The sequence below is a fragment of the Tolypothrix bouteillei VB521301 genome (genome assembly GCF_000760695.4).
In the GTDB taxonomy this organism is placed as follows: Bacteria; Cyanobacteriota; Cyanobacteriia; order Cyanobacteriales; family Nostocaceae; genus Scytonema; species Scytonema bouteillei_A.
On record NZ_JHEG04000001.1, the window covers coordinates 3727049 to 3744688 of the forward strand.

A 17640-nucleotide genomic window follows, 5' to 3' on the forward strand; every position below is an offset into this window, starting at 1 on the left:
CTATTACAATATTAAACAGAGTATTACGGTTTGTAAAGAGTTTTAAGAAAATTTTTTTTCAGCTTGTGAAGAAGAGACAGAGAAGGGATTTCAGTCATCACCAGAAAAGGGGACACTCGAGCTGTGACCTCAGTCAAACTTTAAAGGTGATAGCGATCGCTCTAAATTCAGAGCTAAATATTTATCAACAGGGGCGTACATCCACCAAGAGGAGGAAAATTGCGAACTGTAGCTGTTTTTTTGGAATCCCAAAGCCGAACCTAGTTGTTCATCTCTAGGAAGAACTGCGATCGTGTACATATCGCAAAGGTTGGGAAACTCCACTTGCATCCCAATTAACGTTTTTTGTAAATCCTCTAATAACAGGCAAATATTCTCTTGCTGCTTGTAGGGAGAATCAATTAACCAGATTCTTATACATACACATATACAACTTCGATCTCCCAAGGAAGCAATTTTGAGGGGGTCAGTTTCTTTAGAACCGTCCAGTAGGAAAAGACTGTTGCGAGGAGGGAGAAAGAAATTTTTCTCAGATTCCTTGGCAATTGGGTGTAAAGCGTAAAACCCAACCGGATGTTGGTTATCGCAACGGCGCAGTACTCGCATTCCTGTAGGATACTCCTCTGCCCAGGCTCTCAGAATTTTAACGATTCTATGGGGGTCAACATTTGTCTTTTTATTAAGAAAGTTAAAGTCCCGAGCCAAAAAACTGGCAACAGGAATGGTATCTGTTCGAGGATTGTAAATATCTGTGAAAAGTTGTGTAGATTTAGCAGCGCGGGTAGCTTGCAGGTTGGATGGTAAAGACTTAACCCGAATGCAGGTACTGTTACCATCAAAATCTTTTTCAATCAGTCCTAAAGCCACAAGTTGGTCGATCATCATACCCGCTGCACGTTCGCTTCCCCGCCCGCTGTTTTGTTGACCGTAGAAAATTTCATAAGCTTCGCGGTGCGTACAGGAAACGAATCCGTCTGGTATTTCTAATTGAGACAATGGCGATTGTATCCGTTTCCCAAGTTCTTGTTTTTGCTTGAGTAAGAGATACGCCCACAATTTAACGAAATACTCTGCTCGTCGGCGTGTGACACCAACTCTCCCTTTAAGAAGAGAAATGTACTTGTGCTGTTGCTCAGCAGGAAACCATCGATCGATGCTTGCTAGATTCATAGGTCATTTGTCCCTGGTCACTGGTGAATCAATCTGAAGGGTCACTGAAAAAAACTTCACCCTGCTTCAGTTCCTTTCGGGATATTTCCAGTAGAAAACACTGACTTCAGGTTTATGACTTGAGCTACGGGTTAGGGTATGGACACTGCAGAACCAAAAAAATGACAATCGGTTTATACAGCTGGTTGCTCAATACTGGTGTTTTTTATTCCGCATACTTACCCGTAGAGGAGATTTATCATGTGCTTTGCAGAAGAACACAAATATATCACTTCTAACCAAAAAGAAAAATTCAAGAAACAGAATTGTCATGGTAAACAATTACAACTTGAGTCAAGAATTTACTTATTAAAGGCTGTCATTGAAAGCTTTGTGGACGGTATTTTAATACTGACCACTCAAGGCGAATTGCTTCAAGCTAATGAATGCGCCCGTCAGATTTGCCAACAAACAATGCGCGGTAAAGGTCTTGATGATACAATTCCAAAAGAGATTTGGCGTGTTTGTGAGTCTTTGATAGATAGCCGCGAACTTTTTCCAGAAGAACGTGTTGTTATTGAGTCTGAGATAGAAACCGATAAAGGTGTAAAACTGAGGATTCGAGCTAGATGGCTGGCATTAGACACGAGCGAACAAAACGCTATGGTGGTAATTTTAGAAGACCGCAACCAAACACATCAAAGTATGGCTTTCTTTGATGTTAAAAAATACGGTTTGACTGACCGAGAAGCAGAGGTTTGGTTGCTGCGTCAAGCAAATCTTTCCTACAGGGAGATTGCAGAGAGACTTTATATCACCATTAACACGGTTAAGAAGCATCTAAAAAATATTTATGCCAAGCAACAAGAGACTTTGTGGATGTCATAAAGGACAATGAAGGGAAGAGGAGGATATTTATGTCTACTTCCCGAACTGTTACTTACAGTCCTGCTTATACAATTGTGCCGACCTATGAGTGTTTTAATCGCTGTACGTATTGCAATTTTCGCACCGATCCAGGTAAAGGTTCCTGGATGACTATTTCGGATGCAGAAAAGCTTTTAAAACAACTTCAGAATCAAAATGTTTGTGAAATATTAATTTTGAGTGGGGAAGTGCATCCCCATTCTTCACAACGTCAAGCTTGGTTTCAGAGAATTTATGACTTATGCGAATTAGCATTGTCTGTGGGTTTTTTACCTCATACTAATGCAGGACCGCTTAGTTTTGAAGAAATGCAAAGACTTAAGAAAGTTAACGTTTCTATGGGGTTAATGTTGGAACAGTTAACTTCTATATTGTTGGAAACCGTTCACAAATACGCGCCAAGTAAATTGCCAGAAGTGAGATTACAACAATTACGTTGGGCGGGAGAATTAAAGATACCGTTTACAACTGGGCTGCTTTTAGGAATTGGCGAAACAGAAAAAGATTGGTGGGAAACTTTAGAAGCTATATCTTCCCTTCAACAAAGATATGGCAATATACAGGAAGTTATTTTGCAACCTCACAGCCCTGGAAGTCAGCAAATTTTAGATGCTCCACCTTTTAATCCACGTCAGCTTCCACAAGTTATTTCTAGAGCCCGTCAAATCTTACCAGAAGATATTACTATCCAAATTCCACCAAATTTAGTTCCAGACTCACAATGGTTATTGGAATGTGTAGAAGCTGGTGCTAGGGATTTAGGTGGTATTGGACCAAAAGATGAAGTAAATCCTGATTATCCTCACATTCAGTATCAAAGATTGCAAGAAATATTAGAACCTCGTGGTTGGAAGTTGGTTCCGCGTTTGCCTGTTTATCCACAGTTTGATACTTGGTTGTCAGTAGAGTTGCAAGTGGGGGTGAAGAGGTGGCGGGATGTCATTAAAAATAAATAACCTACAAGAAAATATACAAGAAGTTTTTCCCTGTATCTATCGGATACCCGTACCTGAACTCTTATTGCAAACAGTTGGCAACCTAAAACCATGATGTAAAATGGTAAGAGTAGGATTCGGGGGACCATTACTGGTCAGAGGCGCTTATCGAGACTATTTTCGGTAATCTCCAAGGTTTAAAATCGAGCCAGCTGAAACAACTACAGCGGCTGTATCACCAGCGCATACCGGGCGATCGCATCACTACGCCTGAGTTTTCCCAGCGACTGGCTGCTATTAGTACCGAGCTCAATCAGCCCGTGTGTACTTACCTCAACCGTCGCGGACAAGTGATCCGCGTAGGGGTCGGGACACCACGGCAAACGCAAATTCCACCTTTGGAATTACCGCGTTACGGTGCTGAACGACTGAGCGGTATCCGTTGCATTGCAACTCATTTGAGGTCAGAACCGCCTAATGAAGCGGCACTAACTTCTATGGCATTGCAAAGATTGGATGCCCTTGTCATGCTGAATGTGACTGGAACGGGATTTCAACGGCGAGGTGGTGGTGCGACTGGGTACGTTAAGGAAGCTTATCTAGCTCACTTAGCACCCCAAGACGCTCGTGCGTTCATCACAAGTCCGGCTATGAGAACGGCTGCTCCATATCTTTCGTCTGAGGGAGGCAATGAGGAACCCAAAGGACAACAGAGCAATCCCACACCTGCCAATTGGAGTGCTAGTTGGAGCATATCACCTGCTTTAAGCTTGGATATGCTAACAAAACAGGACTTCATTGAGTTAGTGGAAGGACTCGAAGAAGAGTTCCGGCGGGAGTACGTCGCTCAAGATGTAGACACCAATCACGATCGCGTTCTAATTGTTGGGGTAATGACAGATGAGCTAACGTTGCAGCAATTCCACGATACCTTGGAAGAACTGGGACGATTGGTAGAGACTGCAGGCGGAGAAGTCCTGCAAAACATGAGACAAAAGCGATCGCGGACTCATCCTCAAACAGTAGTTGGCGAAGGTAAGGTACAAGAAATTGCCTTAACCGCTCAAACTCTGGGAGCAAATCTCATCGTCTTCGATCGCGATCTCTCACCGGCTCAGATTCGCAATTTGGAATCTCAAATTGGAGTGCGAGTGGTCGATCGCACTGAAGTTATCTTAGATATTTTTGCTCAACGCGCTCAATCACGTGCTGGTAAATTACAAGTTGAGCTAGCGCAATTAGAGTATATGCTGCCGCGTTTGACTGGTAGAGGTCAAGCCATGTCCCGTCAAGGGGGCGGTATTGGTACTCGCGGTCCCGGTGAAACGAAGCTGGAAACGGAACGCCGTGCCATTCAACGACGCATTGCCCGATTGCAGCAAGAAGTCAACCAACTTCAAGCACACCGAGAACGATTGCGTCAAAGACGACAGCATCAGGAAGTTCCGTCAATCGCTATTGTTGGATATACCAACGCTGGTAAATCTACTTTATTAAACGCTTTAACTAACGCTGAAGTTTACACGGCTGACCAATTGTTTGCCACTCTCGATCCCACTACGCGCCGTCTGGTTGTTCCTGATGGGATGAACGGTGACACTCAAGAGATTCTGGTAACCGATACTGTAGGATTTATACACGAATTGCCTGCATCACTGATGGATGCCTTCCGTGCCACTTTAGAGGAAGTCACAGAAGCGGATGCTTTATTGCACTTGGTGGATTTATCCCATCCTGCATGGTTAAGCCATATACGCTCGGTTCGAGATATTTTGGCACAGATGCCAGTAACTCCCGGTCCAGCCCTGGTTGTTTTTAATAAGATTGACCAAGCTGATAGTGAAACCCTAGCGCTTGCAAGAGAAGAATTTCCCTTAGCGGTCTTTATTTCTGCAAGTAACCGTTTGGGATTGGAAACTTTGCGTCAGCGCTTGGGCCAGCTGGTGCAATACGCTACTTCCTGCTGAGTCGCCAAATAATTATTTCTATTAAGTGGGATGTGGCTCCTAGCTCATCCCACTCCATTCGGTGGGTACAACTCCCGCCCTACTAGAACCGATCGCTAACCATTTATTGTCATTTCGTACCTCTAAGTGCAAACGAAAGCAACAACTAACCACTAACTATTACAATCTAAAATTAAGAAATATTAATGAAAGTTGAGAATATTATGGCTGCAAAAGTAGAAATTTACACTTGGAGAACTTGCCCGTTTTGTATCCGTGCCAAACAATTACTGACAAAAAAGGGAGTACACTACACCGAATACAGCATTGATGGAGATGAAGCAGCACGAAATAAAATGGCTCAACGCTCAAATGGAAGGCGATCGCTACCGCAAATTTTCATTAACGACCGTCATGTTGGTGGTTGTGACGATCTTCACGCCCTAGACTCTCAAGGAAAGTTAGACCAGCTACTAGCCTCATAAAAAATTATGAATTCTTATAGCTCGAACCTTTCATAATTCATAATTTATCATTCATAATTCACTTGAGGCAGAAAGCGTGAAACTAGCTTTTATTATCGACCCCATCCACCAGCTAGATCCCTGTCACGATACCAGTATTGCTTTAATGGAAGCAGCGCAAATTTTGGGACATGAGGTTTGGATTACTCAAGCTAACTTACTCGCTGTAGTACAAGGAAAAGCTTGGGCTGTTCTGGAACGGGTAGAACTTGTACCAGTGCAATTGGTAGAGGGACGATATCAAAAAACGGACTCTTGGTACAAATTGAGCGATACCTCTAGCACCGCCATTTGCTTGGAAACGATGGACGCCGTGTTCATGCGAACCGATCCACCCGTCAATACCTCATACCTTTATGCGACTTATATTCTGGATTACATCGACCCAAACAAAACTTTGACGATCAACAGTCCAAGAGGTATTCGGGCGGCGAACGAAAAAATGTATGCGCTTCAGTTCACTCAAGCAATTCCAGAAACCATTGTCACTTCTGACAAACAGTTGATTCGTCAGTTTCTAGAAGCTAAAGGAGCAGCTATCCTCAAACCTTTGGGGAACAAAGCGGGTGAGGGAATTTTATTCTTAGAACCAAGCGATCGCAATTTCAACTCTATAGTCGAACTGAGTACTCTCCAAGGTCGAGTTCCGGTGATGGTACAAACCTTTTTAAGTGAGGCAAAAGATGGGGATAAGCGCATCATCTTGCTAAATGGTGAGCCCATTGGTGCTGTTAACCGCCTTTCTGCCCGTGGTGAATTTCGGAATAATATGGCTGCAGGTGGCACCGTGGCAAAAACCGAAATCAGCCCAAGGGAGCATGACATTTGCGTTCAACTAGCAGATACCTTACGGCAAGACGGTTTAATTTTTGTGGGTATTGACGTTATTGGTGGTTATCTGACCGAAGTTAACGTCACCAGTCCCACTGGTGTCAGAGAAATAGACCGATTGGACGGAGTTCGTCTTGGAGAACAAGTAATTCAATGGGTCGAGCGAGCGGTTAGCAAAAATAAAAAATAGTTTACGAGCATTTTGGTAGTAACTTCTCCTTCCGTAAAACTGGTAGCGAGAAGTTTTTAATTATCTGGGTGTAATTTCCCAGGCACCCTGGCAAACCTATACGGTAGCAAACAAATTGGAAATTACAGTAAGCAGTACCGGGTGCCAAAACAGTCTAGGTAAGAAGAAAGTGGTTGGGTGTAGAAAAACTCTCACAATCTCAAGAACTGCAATTGGCAAAACCTATAACTAATGAAATATAGTACCAATTTGAAACAAAAATGTTACAGATAGTTGGGTGAGATTCAATCCACAGAAAGGCTTTTTCAATCCAAAGTCTAAAATCCACTTTTGGTATGACTTGAGACCCTTAATATCTTTTAACTGAATTGCATTCATCAATTGATACCTTATTTAATTGTTACGAGGTGGGCGTCGCGCCTTTAAGAAATCTGGTATATCCAATCCTCCTTGTTTTTCTTTTGGTTCGGGAAGAGGAGATGGTGGATTGATAGGTTGTGGTGGCATTTGCCTTCTGCCCGCAGGTGGAGGATTGACTACCCCTCTAGGTTGATTGAGTTGATTGACATTTTGAGATGGTGCAGACTGGGCTTCACCCGTAAAACCGGTAGCAATGACGGTCAGTCTTACCTCTCCTTGCAGCCTGTCATCAATTACGGCTCCAAAAATAATGTTGGCGTTGGGATCGACTACTTCGTATATGGTTTCAGCAGCAGCATTCACTTCGTGCAGGGTTAAGTCGCTACCACCAGTGATGTTAAAAACAACACCCCTGGCCCCTTCTATGGAACTTTCTAGTAAAGGTGAAGAAATGGCTGCGATCGCAGCTTCTCTTGCTCGTGATTTTCCCGAACCGATACCGATCCCCATTAATGCTGAGCCAGCATCTGCCATCACAGCCCTAACGTCAGCAAAGTCAACGTTTATCAAGCCGGGGATCGTAATAATATCAGATATACCTTGAACGCCTTGACGCAGCACATCATCTGCATAACGAAAAGCATCTTGCATTGGCGTTTGCTCGGGGATCACTTCCAGCAGCTTGTTATTGGGAATGATGATAAGCGTGTCTACTCTACTTTTTAAACCTTCAATGCCTTGCTCTGCTTGCTGAATGCGTCGGCGTCCTTCAAAGATAAATGGACGAGTGACAACTCCCACGGTGAGAGCGCCCATTTCCTTGGCAACTTCTGCAACAATTGGAGCCGCACCAGTACCTGTTCCACCTCCCATTCCCGCAGTGATAAATACCAAGTCCGAACCTTCTAAAGCTCTAGCAATTTCATCCCGCGATTCCTCTGCAGCCTTCTGACCGATAGCCGGATTGCCACCTGCACCCAAACCTCGAGTCAATTTCTGCCCGATTTGCAAGCGACTTGGAGCTGAAGTTAAAGTCAGAGCTTGAGCATCGGTATTAATTGACCAAAACTCGACTCCTATTACGTCTGATGCAATCATGCGGTTCACAGCATTACTCCCACCACCACCAACACCAATTACTTTGATATTGGCAACTCGACCCGGAACAATGTCTCCCATACGGGTATCTTCGCGCTCAACTTTCTTGCTGTCATTATTTTGACTGAAGTTGATTGCGGAATGACTGAAGGGATTGGTTGAGTTAGTGGACAGTGAGTACCCCGATTGTCCGGGTGACTGTGAGTTTTTATAGGTAAGCCCTTGGTTATTATCAAGTGTCATTGGATTTGCGGTCTTGTAGATAAACGACTTTTTCAGGTGTTATTCACCTAGTAGTCAACTATTAAGTCTGACGCTCGCTGCCACTGTATGTGGCATTGTTGGCTTTTTCTTTCTACTTCCAATCCAACAAGTGAATTGGAGGCACGAAAGCTAGCTATTAGGTGTACCATTATGGCATCTCGCTCACAGCGCTCTTAAAAGTGAAGTATACCTATGTTTACCTAAAATGGACTGAAATTGCTTCCACTCTTACATCGGTAGCTTCACTGCAATGAAAGCTGATTTTGATTAGTATACCTTTGGTATCTCCAATAATTTCTCCGTATTTTTGCTAGTGATTGACACTAGAAAGTAACTCTGTTGCAGGAGAAGCATTATTTTCTTCCGCTCCGCATATCGTACACTAGGTGTTTTTTGGGATAAATTTAAATTATTAAAAATCCTTACTCCACTAGTGTTTCAAAACCTTTCTAGCTTCAAGATTGCCTCCTCGAAGTAATTTTAAATGATTGCGTAACGTACAAACCTGAAATAGCTGCATAATTTGTAAAGACCTGCCGTGGCAGGTCTGTGGATTTGTCATAAAGGTTTGCACTTGCGGATTTCCCATTATGGATTCTTGCAACTGAAGACGAATACCAGGTAGGCTCTAGGCGTTTTCCAGACTCAACGCTAAGAGCGAACTGTCTAACATCATGCACCCCGTCTTAAGATGTTAGGGTAAAAACAACGTACCGTTTTCTCCCGAAATGGAAGGTTTTACGATGTTTCTTCCATTTTAATGAGATATCTACGCTGATTTTTACATAAGTGACTGGAATAACAAAAATTCTATACTTATCAGCATAGAACTTCTTTAATAATTAATTGTGTTTTATACATCAAAGACAGTAATTTTTTTAAGGTTTGGGTGCGTTTAGCAACTGCTTTCTTTGGTTCATTTGTACTATTGGTTGGTCGGGATTTTTTAGATCGATGTACTCTATTTGACTGAGATTCAGTTGTGCAGGTAGATGACGCATCTGTGCCAATACCTTGATTTTTTCAAGGAGTTGAACGTTAGGTGCTCCAAAATGCACGTTTCCCAATTCTGTTTTCAAAATTAAATTTGTTGGATCTTGAAAATCAATTTCTAGAACCTTAACAGAACCTTGCATAATAGCTTGATAGAGAGAACCCCAATAGGAGCGGTATTGCTCTGGGGAACCAATAACCTTAAGATTGGGTAACTGTACATTTGGATTGAGTGGTTTCCCCTTATCTAGGGGTATCCAAACACCATCGGCATCGAGCAACCCTACAGAGACTTTTTTATTGATAGAACCCTTATTTCCCTGCTCTGTACGAGGCGCTGTTGCTCGTACTGCTTCTGTTGGACAATCAGTTGGGTGGCTCTCCCCGTGAGTTGGAGCCACGGGGCAATCCTGCAAAGCAGAATTTGAGCGTATTACGCGCTCCGCGATCGCTACAGGTTTTCGTTCGTCAATCTGGACAATTAACCCTGGAGGAAACAAACGACGACTCACTGTCGCTTGTGCAATAGTCGGTTCCTGTTTTAGCGATTCAGCTAGCCTGTGAGGCTCTATACGCCATAGAGACTGGGGGTAAGAGAGTACCAACAATGACTGAATAGCTTCGTCAGGTAGTAGATGGTTACCTAATATAACTATATCTTTAGAAGTCTTTAATACCCAGATTGGTTGAATTGCTATCCATAGCAATCCACTTGCTAGCGAACTCACGGCAAACGTTTGCCAAGCAGCCTGAATAAATTTCATTTGCCGTTGTTGACGTAACTTTTTACGCCGTCCTTCCAAATCTGCGCGGGAAACTGATACTATACCAGCCATTCAAACTCTTCCACCCTTTCATACCAAGTCGTTGTTGCGCTTGTATCATTACTTAAGTTTAATAAACGCTATTAGCTAAGTAGATCTAATGTTATTCATTTTAAAACTTTATTACAGTACTTATATCAGGATTGTAGCTAAGAGTAACTTTTTAATCATGGAGGTTTGTAGTAAGGAATGTTTATGAATGTAGCCTTTCTATTCCATGATGGCAACTATTTCTTTATTAAAAAGCTACAATCACACTATTGACAAAATAACTATTATTTGCATAGAAATTTTAGCAACGAGCATTGGGCACAGAGCATTGGGCAAAAGCCATCGGGCCGTGAAAATAAGAATTAAAAAGAGGAATTAAATGACTTTTCATAATGCTCATTCCCATCCTCTATTTCCTCTGCCCAATTCGATCGATTTGCCTTATTCAACCTTCTCCAAAATCTGTAGCCTTTTTTTAAAACCTAAGTAACATTTAGAACATATCAGGTAATGTTGTTCTTTGTTAACTTATGTCATAATAAGGTATTATCTACCATAAGGGGGTTGACAAAAATATTATGTATAAATAAGTTATGGTGAGCTTCCTAAAGTTGCACATTATAGTTTGTCAAAACTGTAACAATGGTTGTAAAAATAATAGATAGGTTTAATACATCAGGGGTAACAAAATCTCTGCTCTAGTATGAGTGATTTGACAAAAAGCGGTCAACCTCTTACAAAGAGCTAATCTTCAAAAAGCTGAATTTTACTATCAAAACAGTTATTCCGTTTTGTTTAAAGTATAAATTCTTTGCAATACAATGCAACTCTACTTAAGTAAAAATTAGATTTCTAAGTATAGAAATACATCTGCATCTACATGAAAACAACACTAAATTTGTCGCGCTTTTTCAAAGCCTGTAACCCCAGTAAGACGTTAATCATGGGCGACGCATCTGACAGGCAATACTACATCGACTTCTCTACAGTACGCGGCTGTAAAATAGTTGAGGAATTGCAAAGGACAATTATCCGTATTTCCCCGGATGAGCCGACTTGCCAATTATTTACAGGTCACATCGGTTGCGGTAAGTCAACAGAGTTGCAAAGACTGAAGACAGAACTAGAACTAGCTGGATTTCACGTGGTGTATTTTGAATCCAGTCAAGATTTAGATATGGCGGATATCGATGTTAGTGATATTTTGCTGAGTGTAGCTCGTCAGGTAAGTTCCAGCTTAGAAACAATCAACATCAAAGTTAGACCCAGTTACTTTGCCAACCTGTTCAAAGAAATTGGGGATTTTTTACAAACCCCTATAGAATTGTCAGCACAGGCGGAACTGTCTTTAGGGATCGCCAAAATAAGCGCTAAAACAAAAGATAGCCCTCAATTGCGAACCCAATTGAGACATTACTTAGAACCACGTACTAACAGTATTTTGCAAGCAATTAACGAAGAAGTCTTGGATAAGGCTGTTGAACAACTGAAGTTACGGGGTCAAAAAGGGTTAGTCGTAATTATCGACAATTTAGATAGAGTTGATATGCGTCCGGTAGCATCTGGGCGATCGCAACCAGAGTATCTCTTCATCGATCGCGGCGAACAGCTCAGACGGCTCAAATGTCACGTTGTTTATACAATTCCCCTGTCATTAATATTTTCTAATGAGTACCAAACACTTAAAAATCGCCTTGGCGGTGGTGTTGCGCCCAAAGTTCTACCAATGGTACTTGTTCGCCAACGAGATGGTAGCGATTACGAAGCAGGAATGTCTCTATTAAGACAACTTGTGTTAGCAAGGGCTTTTCCCGAAATCCCACCATCACAGAGATTGGAATTCATTACAGAGTTATTTGATAAACCCGAAACCCTCAATCGTCTGTGTCGAGTCAGTGGCGGTCACATTCGTAACTTATTGGGATTGCTTTATAGCTGCTTGCAAAGAGAAGATCCACCTTTTTCAGAGGATTGTTTGGAAGCTGTTATTAAAGACTATCGGGACGATCTCTTGCTTGCTATTGATGATGAAGAATGGCAACTACTGTACGAAGTTATACAACAACAAAGCTTAAGTGGTGAATCAGATTACCAAAGATTGCTTCGGAGTATGTTTGTTTTTGAATACCGAGATCCCCAAGGACGTTGGTTTGGTATTAGCCCTGCATTGGCAGAAACAGACAAAGTTTTGACTTGGCAAAAAAACCGTACTCAGTAACTAGTGACCCAATACTTGTCGGTTAAGCCGTTTTTTCCTCCCCTGCACCCCCTGCAACCCCTGCACAAAGGTGCTTGTCTGTAGCGACAATTTTCTTAACCGAGCAGTATTGACTAGTGACCCCAATTCCTATTGAAAATGCTAGGTGCTAAGTATGCGTACATATAAATTTGTATCATAAGTTATAATTTGCCGAGCATTATAAGTATAGGGCTGGGTTTGCCAAATACCGGGAAACTCGTTTGTAGTTCTGGGCTCACCAAAAACCAAGTCGTTGGGTGAGTGAACGCGAGTTCTTCCGTTCCAATCTTCCTTGTTTTCCTTGTCTCCAATCCCAATATCCCAATTCCCAATCTCTAACATATGAAGGAGTGCCATTTTGAGCTAGAGAATCAAAGCGAAAATCAAGGTTCTCTACAAAGATTAATCAGAGCGATCGCGCTTTCACAAGGTCAATTTGCTCTAATTTTAGTACGTTGCAATTATCGACAACTACAAGAGCAAATTATGATAGCTTTCCGCGCTCTTAATAAAGACAAGTATGTCCGAGAAGTTGTTCTTTCTCCGTCAACAACAACTTTACATAATGCTTTATTCCAAGTACTTTATCCAGAGAATTCTGACCTCGCTATCGACTCTTTTCCATCAGGTCTAATGGTTTTTGGACTTGAGTCAGTAATTTCGATTGAAGACCTTCTCACTGGCTTTAACCAAGCACGGGATATTTACGCCCACAATTTTCCTTTTCCATTAGTTTTATGGCTGACAGATGAAGTTGCAATGCTGCTGTCAAGATTAGCTCCTGACTTTAAGAGTTGGGCTGCAACAACTATAAAATTTGAAATGGCACAACAAGAGTTAATGGCTTTAGTAAGAAAAGAAACAGAGTCATTATTTACCAAAGTTGTAGAAGCTGGAGTCAAAAAATTTTTACCCAATACCGCCCTTGATTTAGACCCAAAATCACAGCATCGTAAAGAAATTGAATCTGCTCGTCAGGATTTGCTTCGCGTTTATAATGTTACCTTAGAGATAGATTTAGAAGCGGGGCTAGAATTTGTTTTAGGTCGCGATTATTATGCTAGAGATGAAATAGATAATGCTTTATCCCATTATCAACAGAGTTTAACTCTTTGGGAACAGCAGTTAAGAGGGGAGCAAATTTCATCTTCTCCGTCTCCTTATTTTCTAAGATATGCAATAGTACTATTTCACTTAGGATTGTGCTATCTTCGCATGGCAGATTTACATCCTTCTGTCAGCAAAAGGTATTGGCAAGATGCTCTGGTCTTGTTTCAAAAATGTTTAGATATTTTAGAGTCTATACAAAGACAAGATTTAATTGCCAAATTTATTTTGCTAACTTGTGAAATTTTGAAAAACTTGCAAGATTGGGAAAACTTGGAAAAACTTGCTTGCAAATCTCTAGAATTACACGAAATTTACGGGACTAAAGCACAAGTTGCACAAGATTATGGCTTTTTATCTGTTGTAAATGCTTCTAAAGCTAATTGGTTAAAAGCTTATGAATTAGCAAATCAAGCATTAAATATTGCGGAAGGTGCTTCAGATATTTCACGACAGCAGGAGAGTTGGTATCTTCTGTTACTTGGATGCGCTCAAAGACATTTAGGTGAGTGGGAGGAAGCAGTCAATAATTTGGAATGGGCAAAAATTGTTTGTGAGTTGCAGTACGATCCTTCACTTTACTTGGAAATAGTTAAAGAATTACACTCACTCTATTTTTTTGAAAGTCATGACTATTTGGAAGCTTTTAAGCTCAAAAGAGAAAAAATTCAAATAGAACATCAATATGGTTTTCGTGCTTTTATCGGGGCGAGTCAATTACAACCACAACGGTATAGAATTAATCCCATACATACTTCTCAGGAAATCCCCTCTTTTCGTGAAGAAGTGGCTCGGGAAATAGCAACTTCTGGAAGGCAACAAGATATCAACCGTTTAATTGAAAGGATGACTCGTGCTGATTGTAAACTCACAGTTATTCATGGCTCAAGCGGTGTTGGAAAAAGTTCAATTATTAAAGCGGGTTTGTTACCAGCTTTAAAACGAAAAGTGATTGGCGATCGCCTGCCCATAACAGTTTTTTTGTCAGCATACAATGATTGGAAGGCAACGATTTTTCATAATATCAATTTAACAATTGCTGGGGATGAAACATTAAATTCTCTAGAAAGCTCTATTTTGAGTATTATCCAAAAGATAAAATTGGCTACAAACCGAAATTATACAATAATTTTAATTTTCGATCAATTTGAAGAATTCTTCTTTGTTAATACAGAATCGCAATTTAGAAAAGAATTTTTTGATTTTTTATTTGAGTGTTTAAACATACCCTTTGTAAAAGTCATTCTCTCTATGAGAGAAGATTATTTACATTATTTATTAGAGTTGGAGCGTTACAGCCAGTATCAAAAAAACGAGTGCGATTTAGGAATTATTAATGGAGATATTCTTGATAAAGATATTAGGTACTATCTTAGCAAATTTTCCAGTCAAGATGCAATTAATATTATCAAAAGCTTGACTCAGCATTCTTATTATGAAGCTCAAGATGAGTTAATTACTAAATTAGTTCAAGATTTAGCAGGTGAAGTCGGTGAGGTTCATCCCATTGAGTTGCAAATTGTAGGTGCTCAATTACAAGCGGAAAACATTACAACTCTTGAAGAATATCTGATATGTGGTGGTTCAGAAAAACTGGTACAGCGTTGGCTAGAAGAAGTTATTAAAGATTGCGGAGAAGAAAATGAATGTATAAGCTGGCAATTACTGTTTGAGCTAACGCATGAAAAAGGTATCCGACCTCTTAAGACCAAAGCTGAGTTACTCTCTGCTCTCTCCCAAAAAGAAGGGGGAAATGGTAGCTCCGGAGTATGGGAAAATTGCGCTCCTTCTCCCCTCATCCCTCTTTCCGCTAGTTTGGAACTCATTTTGGAAATCCTTACAGGAAGTGGATTAGTGCTGAGAATGCGTGAAGAATCAGGCGATCGCTATCAGTTAGTTCATGACTATTTAGTAGAACCTATACGCCAAAAAAATAACTATGAAATCACTGCTGAATTAAAAAAAATTCGTTTTGAAAAGAACAAAGCAGAAGTAGCTCAAAAAATCTCTCAAGAGCAACTAAACTCTGTTTTAAAACGAAGACTGCGAGAAGCTCGTATAGTCGGTTTTTTATTAACTGTATTGCTAGCAGTTATAGGAGGATTGTGGTGGAATGCTTATTTACAAAAAAGAGCAGCCGTGAGTCAAACTTTACGTGCAGAACGTAGCGAAACTAATTTAAAAATTAGTGCTTTGACAGCAGCAAGTGAAGCTTTATTTGCCTCTAATAAAGAGTTTGATGCTTTACTGGAAAGTTTACGAGCGTTTCGCAAAATGAAACAAGCAAAAGATATACTTCCAGATACACAAATGCGAGTTGTGACAGCCCTACAGCAGGCGGTTTATGGAGTTACAGAGGTAAACCGTTTGGAAGGACATCACGATATTGTTTGGTCTGTCATTTTTAGTCCTGATGGTCGGTTATTAGCATCAGGGAGTACAGATCGAACAATAAAACTGTGGCGTCGTGATGGATATTTACTCCAAACTCTTAAAGGTCACCGTGATGCTATAACTAGCTTATCTTTTAGTCCTGATGGACAAACTTTAGTCTCTAGCAGTCTTGATAAAACTATAAAACTTTGGCGAAAAAATTCAATCACAGGTGCTTTTGACCCGTTACCATACAAAACTCTAAAAGGTCATAAAGATTGGGTTTATAGCGTGAGTTTTAGCCCTGATGGTAAAATGTTGGCTTCTACTAGCAAGGATAGAAGTATATACCTTTGGCATACTGATGGTCGCCTAGCAAAAAAACTTTACGGACACCAAGGCTGGGTGAATTGGGTATGCTTTAGCCCTGATGGTAAATTTCTTGCTTCAGCTAGTGACGACAAAACTGTAAAAATTTGGCGGCGAGATGGTCGTTTGATGAAGACTTTATTGGGACATCAAAAGGGGGTAACTTCTGTTGCTTTTAGTCCTAACGGTCAGATGCTAGCATCAGCAGGACGAGATAAAACCGTTAAACTTTGGCGCTGGTCGGATAGTCAGGATGGCTTAATATTCCATCTTGACAAAACTTTACAGCACCATAGCGCTACCATTTGGAGTGTTAGCTTTAGTCCTAACAGCCAGCAATTGGCATCGGCTGGCGATGATAATACTATCAATCTCTGGAGTGCTAGCGGTACTTTCGTTAAGAGTTTTAAGGGTCACAGCGATGCTATTGCTAGTGTGGCTTTTAGCCCGGATAACAAGCTTTTGGTGTCGGCTAGTTATGACAAAACCATCAAACAGTGGAGTTTAGAACCTCCGAGGCTTCCAATTTTAAAAGGTCATAGTGATAGGGTCTTGAGCGTTGCGTGGAGACCGGATGGCAGAATGTTGGCTTCAGGTAGTCGCGATCGCACGGTGAAACTGTGGCTGCGCGACCGTTATGGCATGAAAACTAGTCTTTACAAAACTTTAATGGGACACAAAGACAGAGTCCCTAGCGTCAGTTTTGACTCATCCGGTCAAATCTTGGCTTCTGGAAGTTATGACAAAACTGTTAAACTTTGGCGCAGTGACGGTTACCTGCTGAAAACCCTCAAAGGGCATACTGATAGCGTTATGAGTGTCAATTTTAGCCCTGATGGCACGTTATTGGCTTCGGGTAGTAAAGATAAAACCGTTAAGCTTTGGAATCGCGAAGGTAAATTGCTTGCTACTTTAAAAGGTCATCACGGCTGGGTCAACAGCGTAAGTTTTAGTCCTGATAGTCAGGTGTTAGCTTCAGCCAGTGATGACCAAACAGTCAAACTGTGGAGGCGAGATGGGACTTTACTCAAGACTTTTTCTCCTCATGAAGGTTGGGTTATGGGTGTAGGGTTCAGTCCCACCGATCATTTGCTAGCATCTGCAAGTTGGGACAACACCGTAAGATTGTGGCGTTGGGATGGCAAATTATTAAAAACTTTACTGAAGGGATATAGTGACAGTGTCAATGCTGTGACTTTTAGTCCTAATGGCGAGATTATTGCTGCGGCTAGTTGGGACAGCACTGTAAAACTGTGGAGTCGTGATGGTAAGTTAATTAAAATTCTCAACGGTCATCAAGCACCCGTACTGGGTACTAGCTTTAGCCCTGATGGTGAGACTTTGGCATCAGCTAGTGATGACAACACAATTATTCTGTGGAATTTAGATCTGCACGACTTGCTGGATCGGGGATGCTATTGGGTGGGTAATTATCTCAAGTACAATCGCAATATTGACCAGCGCGATCGCAATTTATGCTACAACCGTGACCGTTAAACAGTGACTTTTTTAAAATTACT

11 protein-coding genes are annotated in these 17640 nt (G+C 41.3%); 7 read left to right on the top strand and 4 right to left on the bottom strand.

All coding sequences use genetic code 11. The features are described from left to right. Nucleotides 1-129 precede the first annotated feature (129 nt). Complete coding sequence (locus HC643_RS14730) at nt 130-1170, bottom strand: hypothetical protein (protein ID WP_038074734.1); 1041 nt, start codon at nt 1168-1170, stop codon at nt 130-132. A gap of 240 nt (nt 1171-1410) precedes the next feature. On the opposite strand from HC643_RS14730, the gene HC643_RS14735 reads away from it, so the two are divergent. From HC643_RS14735 to gshB, 5 genes are all read left to right on the top strand, one after another. Continuing rightward, a complete protein-coding gene (locus HC643_RS14735) occupies nt 1411-2037 on the top strand; it encodes a helix-turn-helix transcriptional regulator (RefSeq protein WP_038074731.1) in 627 nt (208 codons plus the stop codon). A gap of 29 nt (nt 2038-2066) precedes the next feature. Further along, nucleotides 2067-3032, top strand: coding sequence for a 7,8-didemethyl-8-hydroxy-5-deazariboflavin synthase subunit CofG (gene cofG, locus HC643_RS14740; RefSeq protein ID WP_038074730.1), 966 nt, complete (start codon nt 2067-2069; stop codon nt 3030-3032). A gap of 146 nt (nt 3033-3178) precedes the next feature. Then, entirely contained in the window at nt 3179-4978 is a 1800-nt protein-coding gene (hflX, locus tag HC643_RS14745) for a GTPase HflX (RefSeq protein ID WP_072040751.1), read from the top strand. Nucleotides 4979-5181: 203 nt separating this feature from the next. After that, nucleotides 5182-5442, top strand: coding sequence for a glutaredoxin 3 (grxC, locus tag HC643_RS14750; RefSeq protein ID WP_038074851.1), 261 nt, complete (start codon nt 5182-5184; stop codon nt 5440-5442). Nucleotides 5443-5518: 76 nt separating this feature from the next. Then, the gene (gene gshB, locus HC643_RS14755; protein ID WP_202048620.1) at nt 5519-6502 is read left to right on the top strand and encodes a glutathione synthase; all 984 of its coding nucleotides are present in this window, start codon (nt 5519-5521) and stop codon (nt 6500-6502) included. A 393-nt stretch (nt 6503-6895) separates the two neighbouring features. Here the strand turns inward: gshB and ftsZ are convergent, their stop codons facing one another. Together ftsZ and HC643_RS14765 are read right to left on the bottom strand one after the other, a co-directional pair. Beyond that, nucleotides 6896-8203 carry a cell division protein FtsZ gene (gene ftsZ / locus HC643_RS14760; RefSeq protein WP_038074722.1) on the bottom strand — a complete coding sequence of 436 codons (1308 nt, stop codon included), beginning with the start codon at nt 8201-8203 and terminating at the stop codon, nt 6896-6898. An 899-nt stretch (nt 8204-9102) separates the two neighbouring features. Continuing rightward, nucleotides 9103-10053, bottom strand: a complete 951-nt coding sequence (locus tag HC643_RS14765) for a cell division protein FtsQ/DivIB (protein ID WP_038074715.1) — start codon at nt 10051-10053, stop codon at nt 9103-9105. A gap of 859 nt (nt 10054-10912) precedes the next feature. Between HC643_RS14765 and HC643_RS14770 the strand changes: the two genes are divergently transcribed. After that, complete coding sequence (locus tag HC643_RS14770) at nt 10913-12250, top strand: ATP-binding protein (protein WP_038074713.1); 1338 nt, start codon at nt 10913-10915, stop codon at nt 12248-12250. A 141-nt stretch (nt 12251-12391) separates the two neighbouring features. On the opposite strand, the gene HC643_RS14775 is transcribed toward HC643_RS14770, so the two are convergent. Then, nucleotides 12392-12628, bottom strand: a complete 237-nt coding sequence (locus tag HC643_RS14775; RefSeq protein WP_137986293.1) for a hypothetical protein — start codon at nt 12626-12628, stop codon at nt 12392-12394. Here HC643_RS14775 and HC643_RS14780 point away from each other — a divergent pair. Further along, nucleotides 12614-17617 (top strand): nSTAND1 domain-containing NTPase, encoded by a 5004-nt coding sequence (locus HC643_RS14780; RefSeq protein ID WP_050045801.1) that lies wholly within the window; start codon nt 12614-12616, stop codon nt 17615-17617. The two genes, HC643_RS14775 and HC643_RS14780, sit on opposite strands and share 15 nt — an antisense overlap. Nucleotides 17618-17640: the final 23 nt, after the last annotated feature.

Excerpts from the sequence above, each read along its gene's own strand:
- HC643_RS14730 (WP_038074734.1), bottom strand. The coding sequence starts at position 1,170 with ATGAATCTAGCAAGCATCGATCGATGGTTTCCTGCTGAGCAACAGCAC.
- HC643_RS14735 (WP_038074731.1), top strand. The coding sequence starts at position 1,411 with ATGTGCTTTGCAGAAGAACACAAATATATCACTTCTAACCAAAAAGAA.
- cofG (WP_038074730.1), top strand. The coding sequence starts at position 2,067 with ATGTCTACTTCCCGAACTGTTACTTACAGTCCTGCTTATACAATTGTG.
- grxC (WP_038074851.1), top strand. The coding sequence starts at position 5,182 with ATGGCTGCAAAAGTAGAAATTTACACTTGGAGAACTTGCCCGTTTTGT.
- ftsZ (WP_038074722.1), bottom strand. The coding sequence starts at position 8,203 with ATGACACTTGATAATAACCAAGGGCTTACCTATAAAAACTCACAGTCA.
- HC643_RS14765 (WP_038074715.1), bottom strand. The coding sequence starts at position 10,053 with ATGGCTGGTATAGTATCAGTTTCCCGCGCAGATTTGGAAGGACGGCGT.
- HC643_RS14770 (WP_038074713.1), top strand. The coding sequence starts at position 10,913 with ATGAAAACAACACTAAATTTGTCGCGCTTTTTCAAAGCCTGTAACCCC.
- HC643_RS14780 (WP_050045801.1), top strand. The coding sequence starts at position 12,614 with ATGAAGGAGTGCCATTTTGAGCTAGAGAATCAAAGCGAAAATCAAGGT.
- HC643_RS14775 (WP_137986293.1), bottom strand. The coding sequence starts at position 12,628 with ATGGCACTCCTTCATATGTTAGAGATTGGGAATTGGGATATTGGGATT.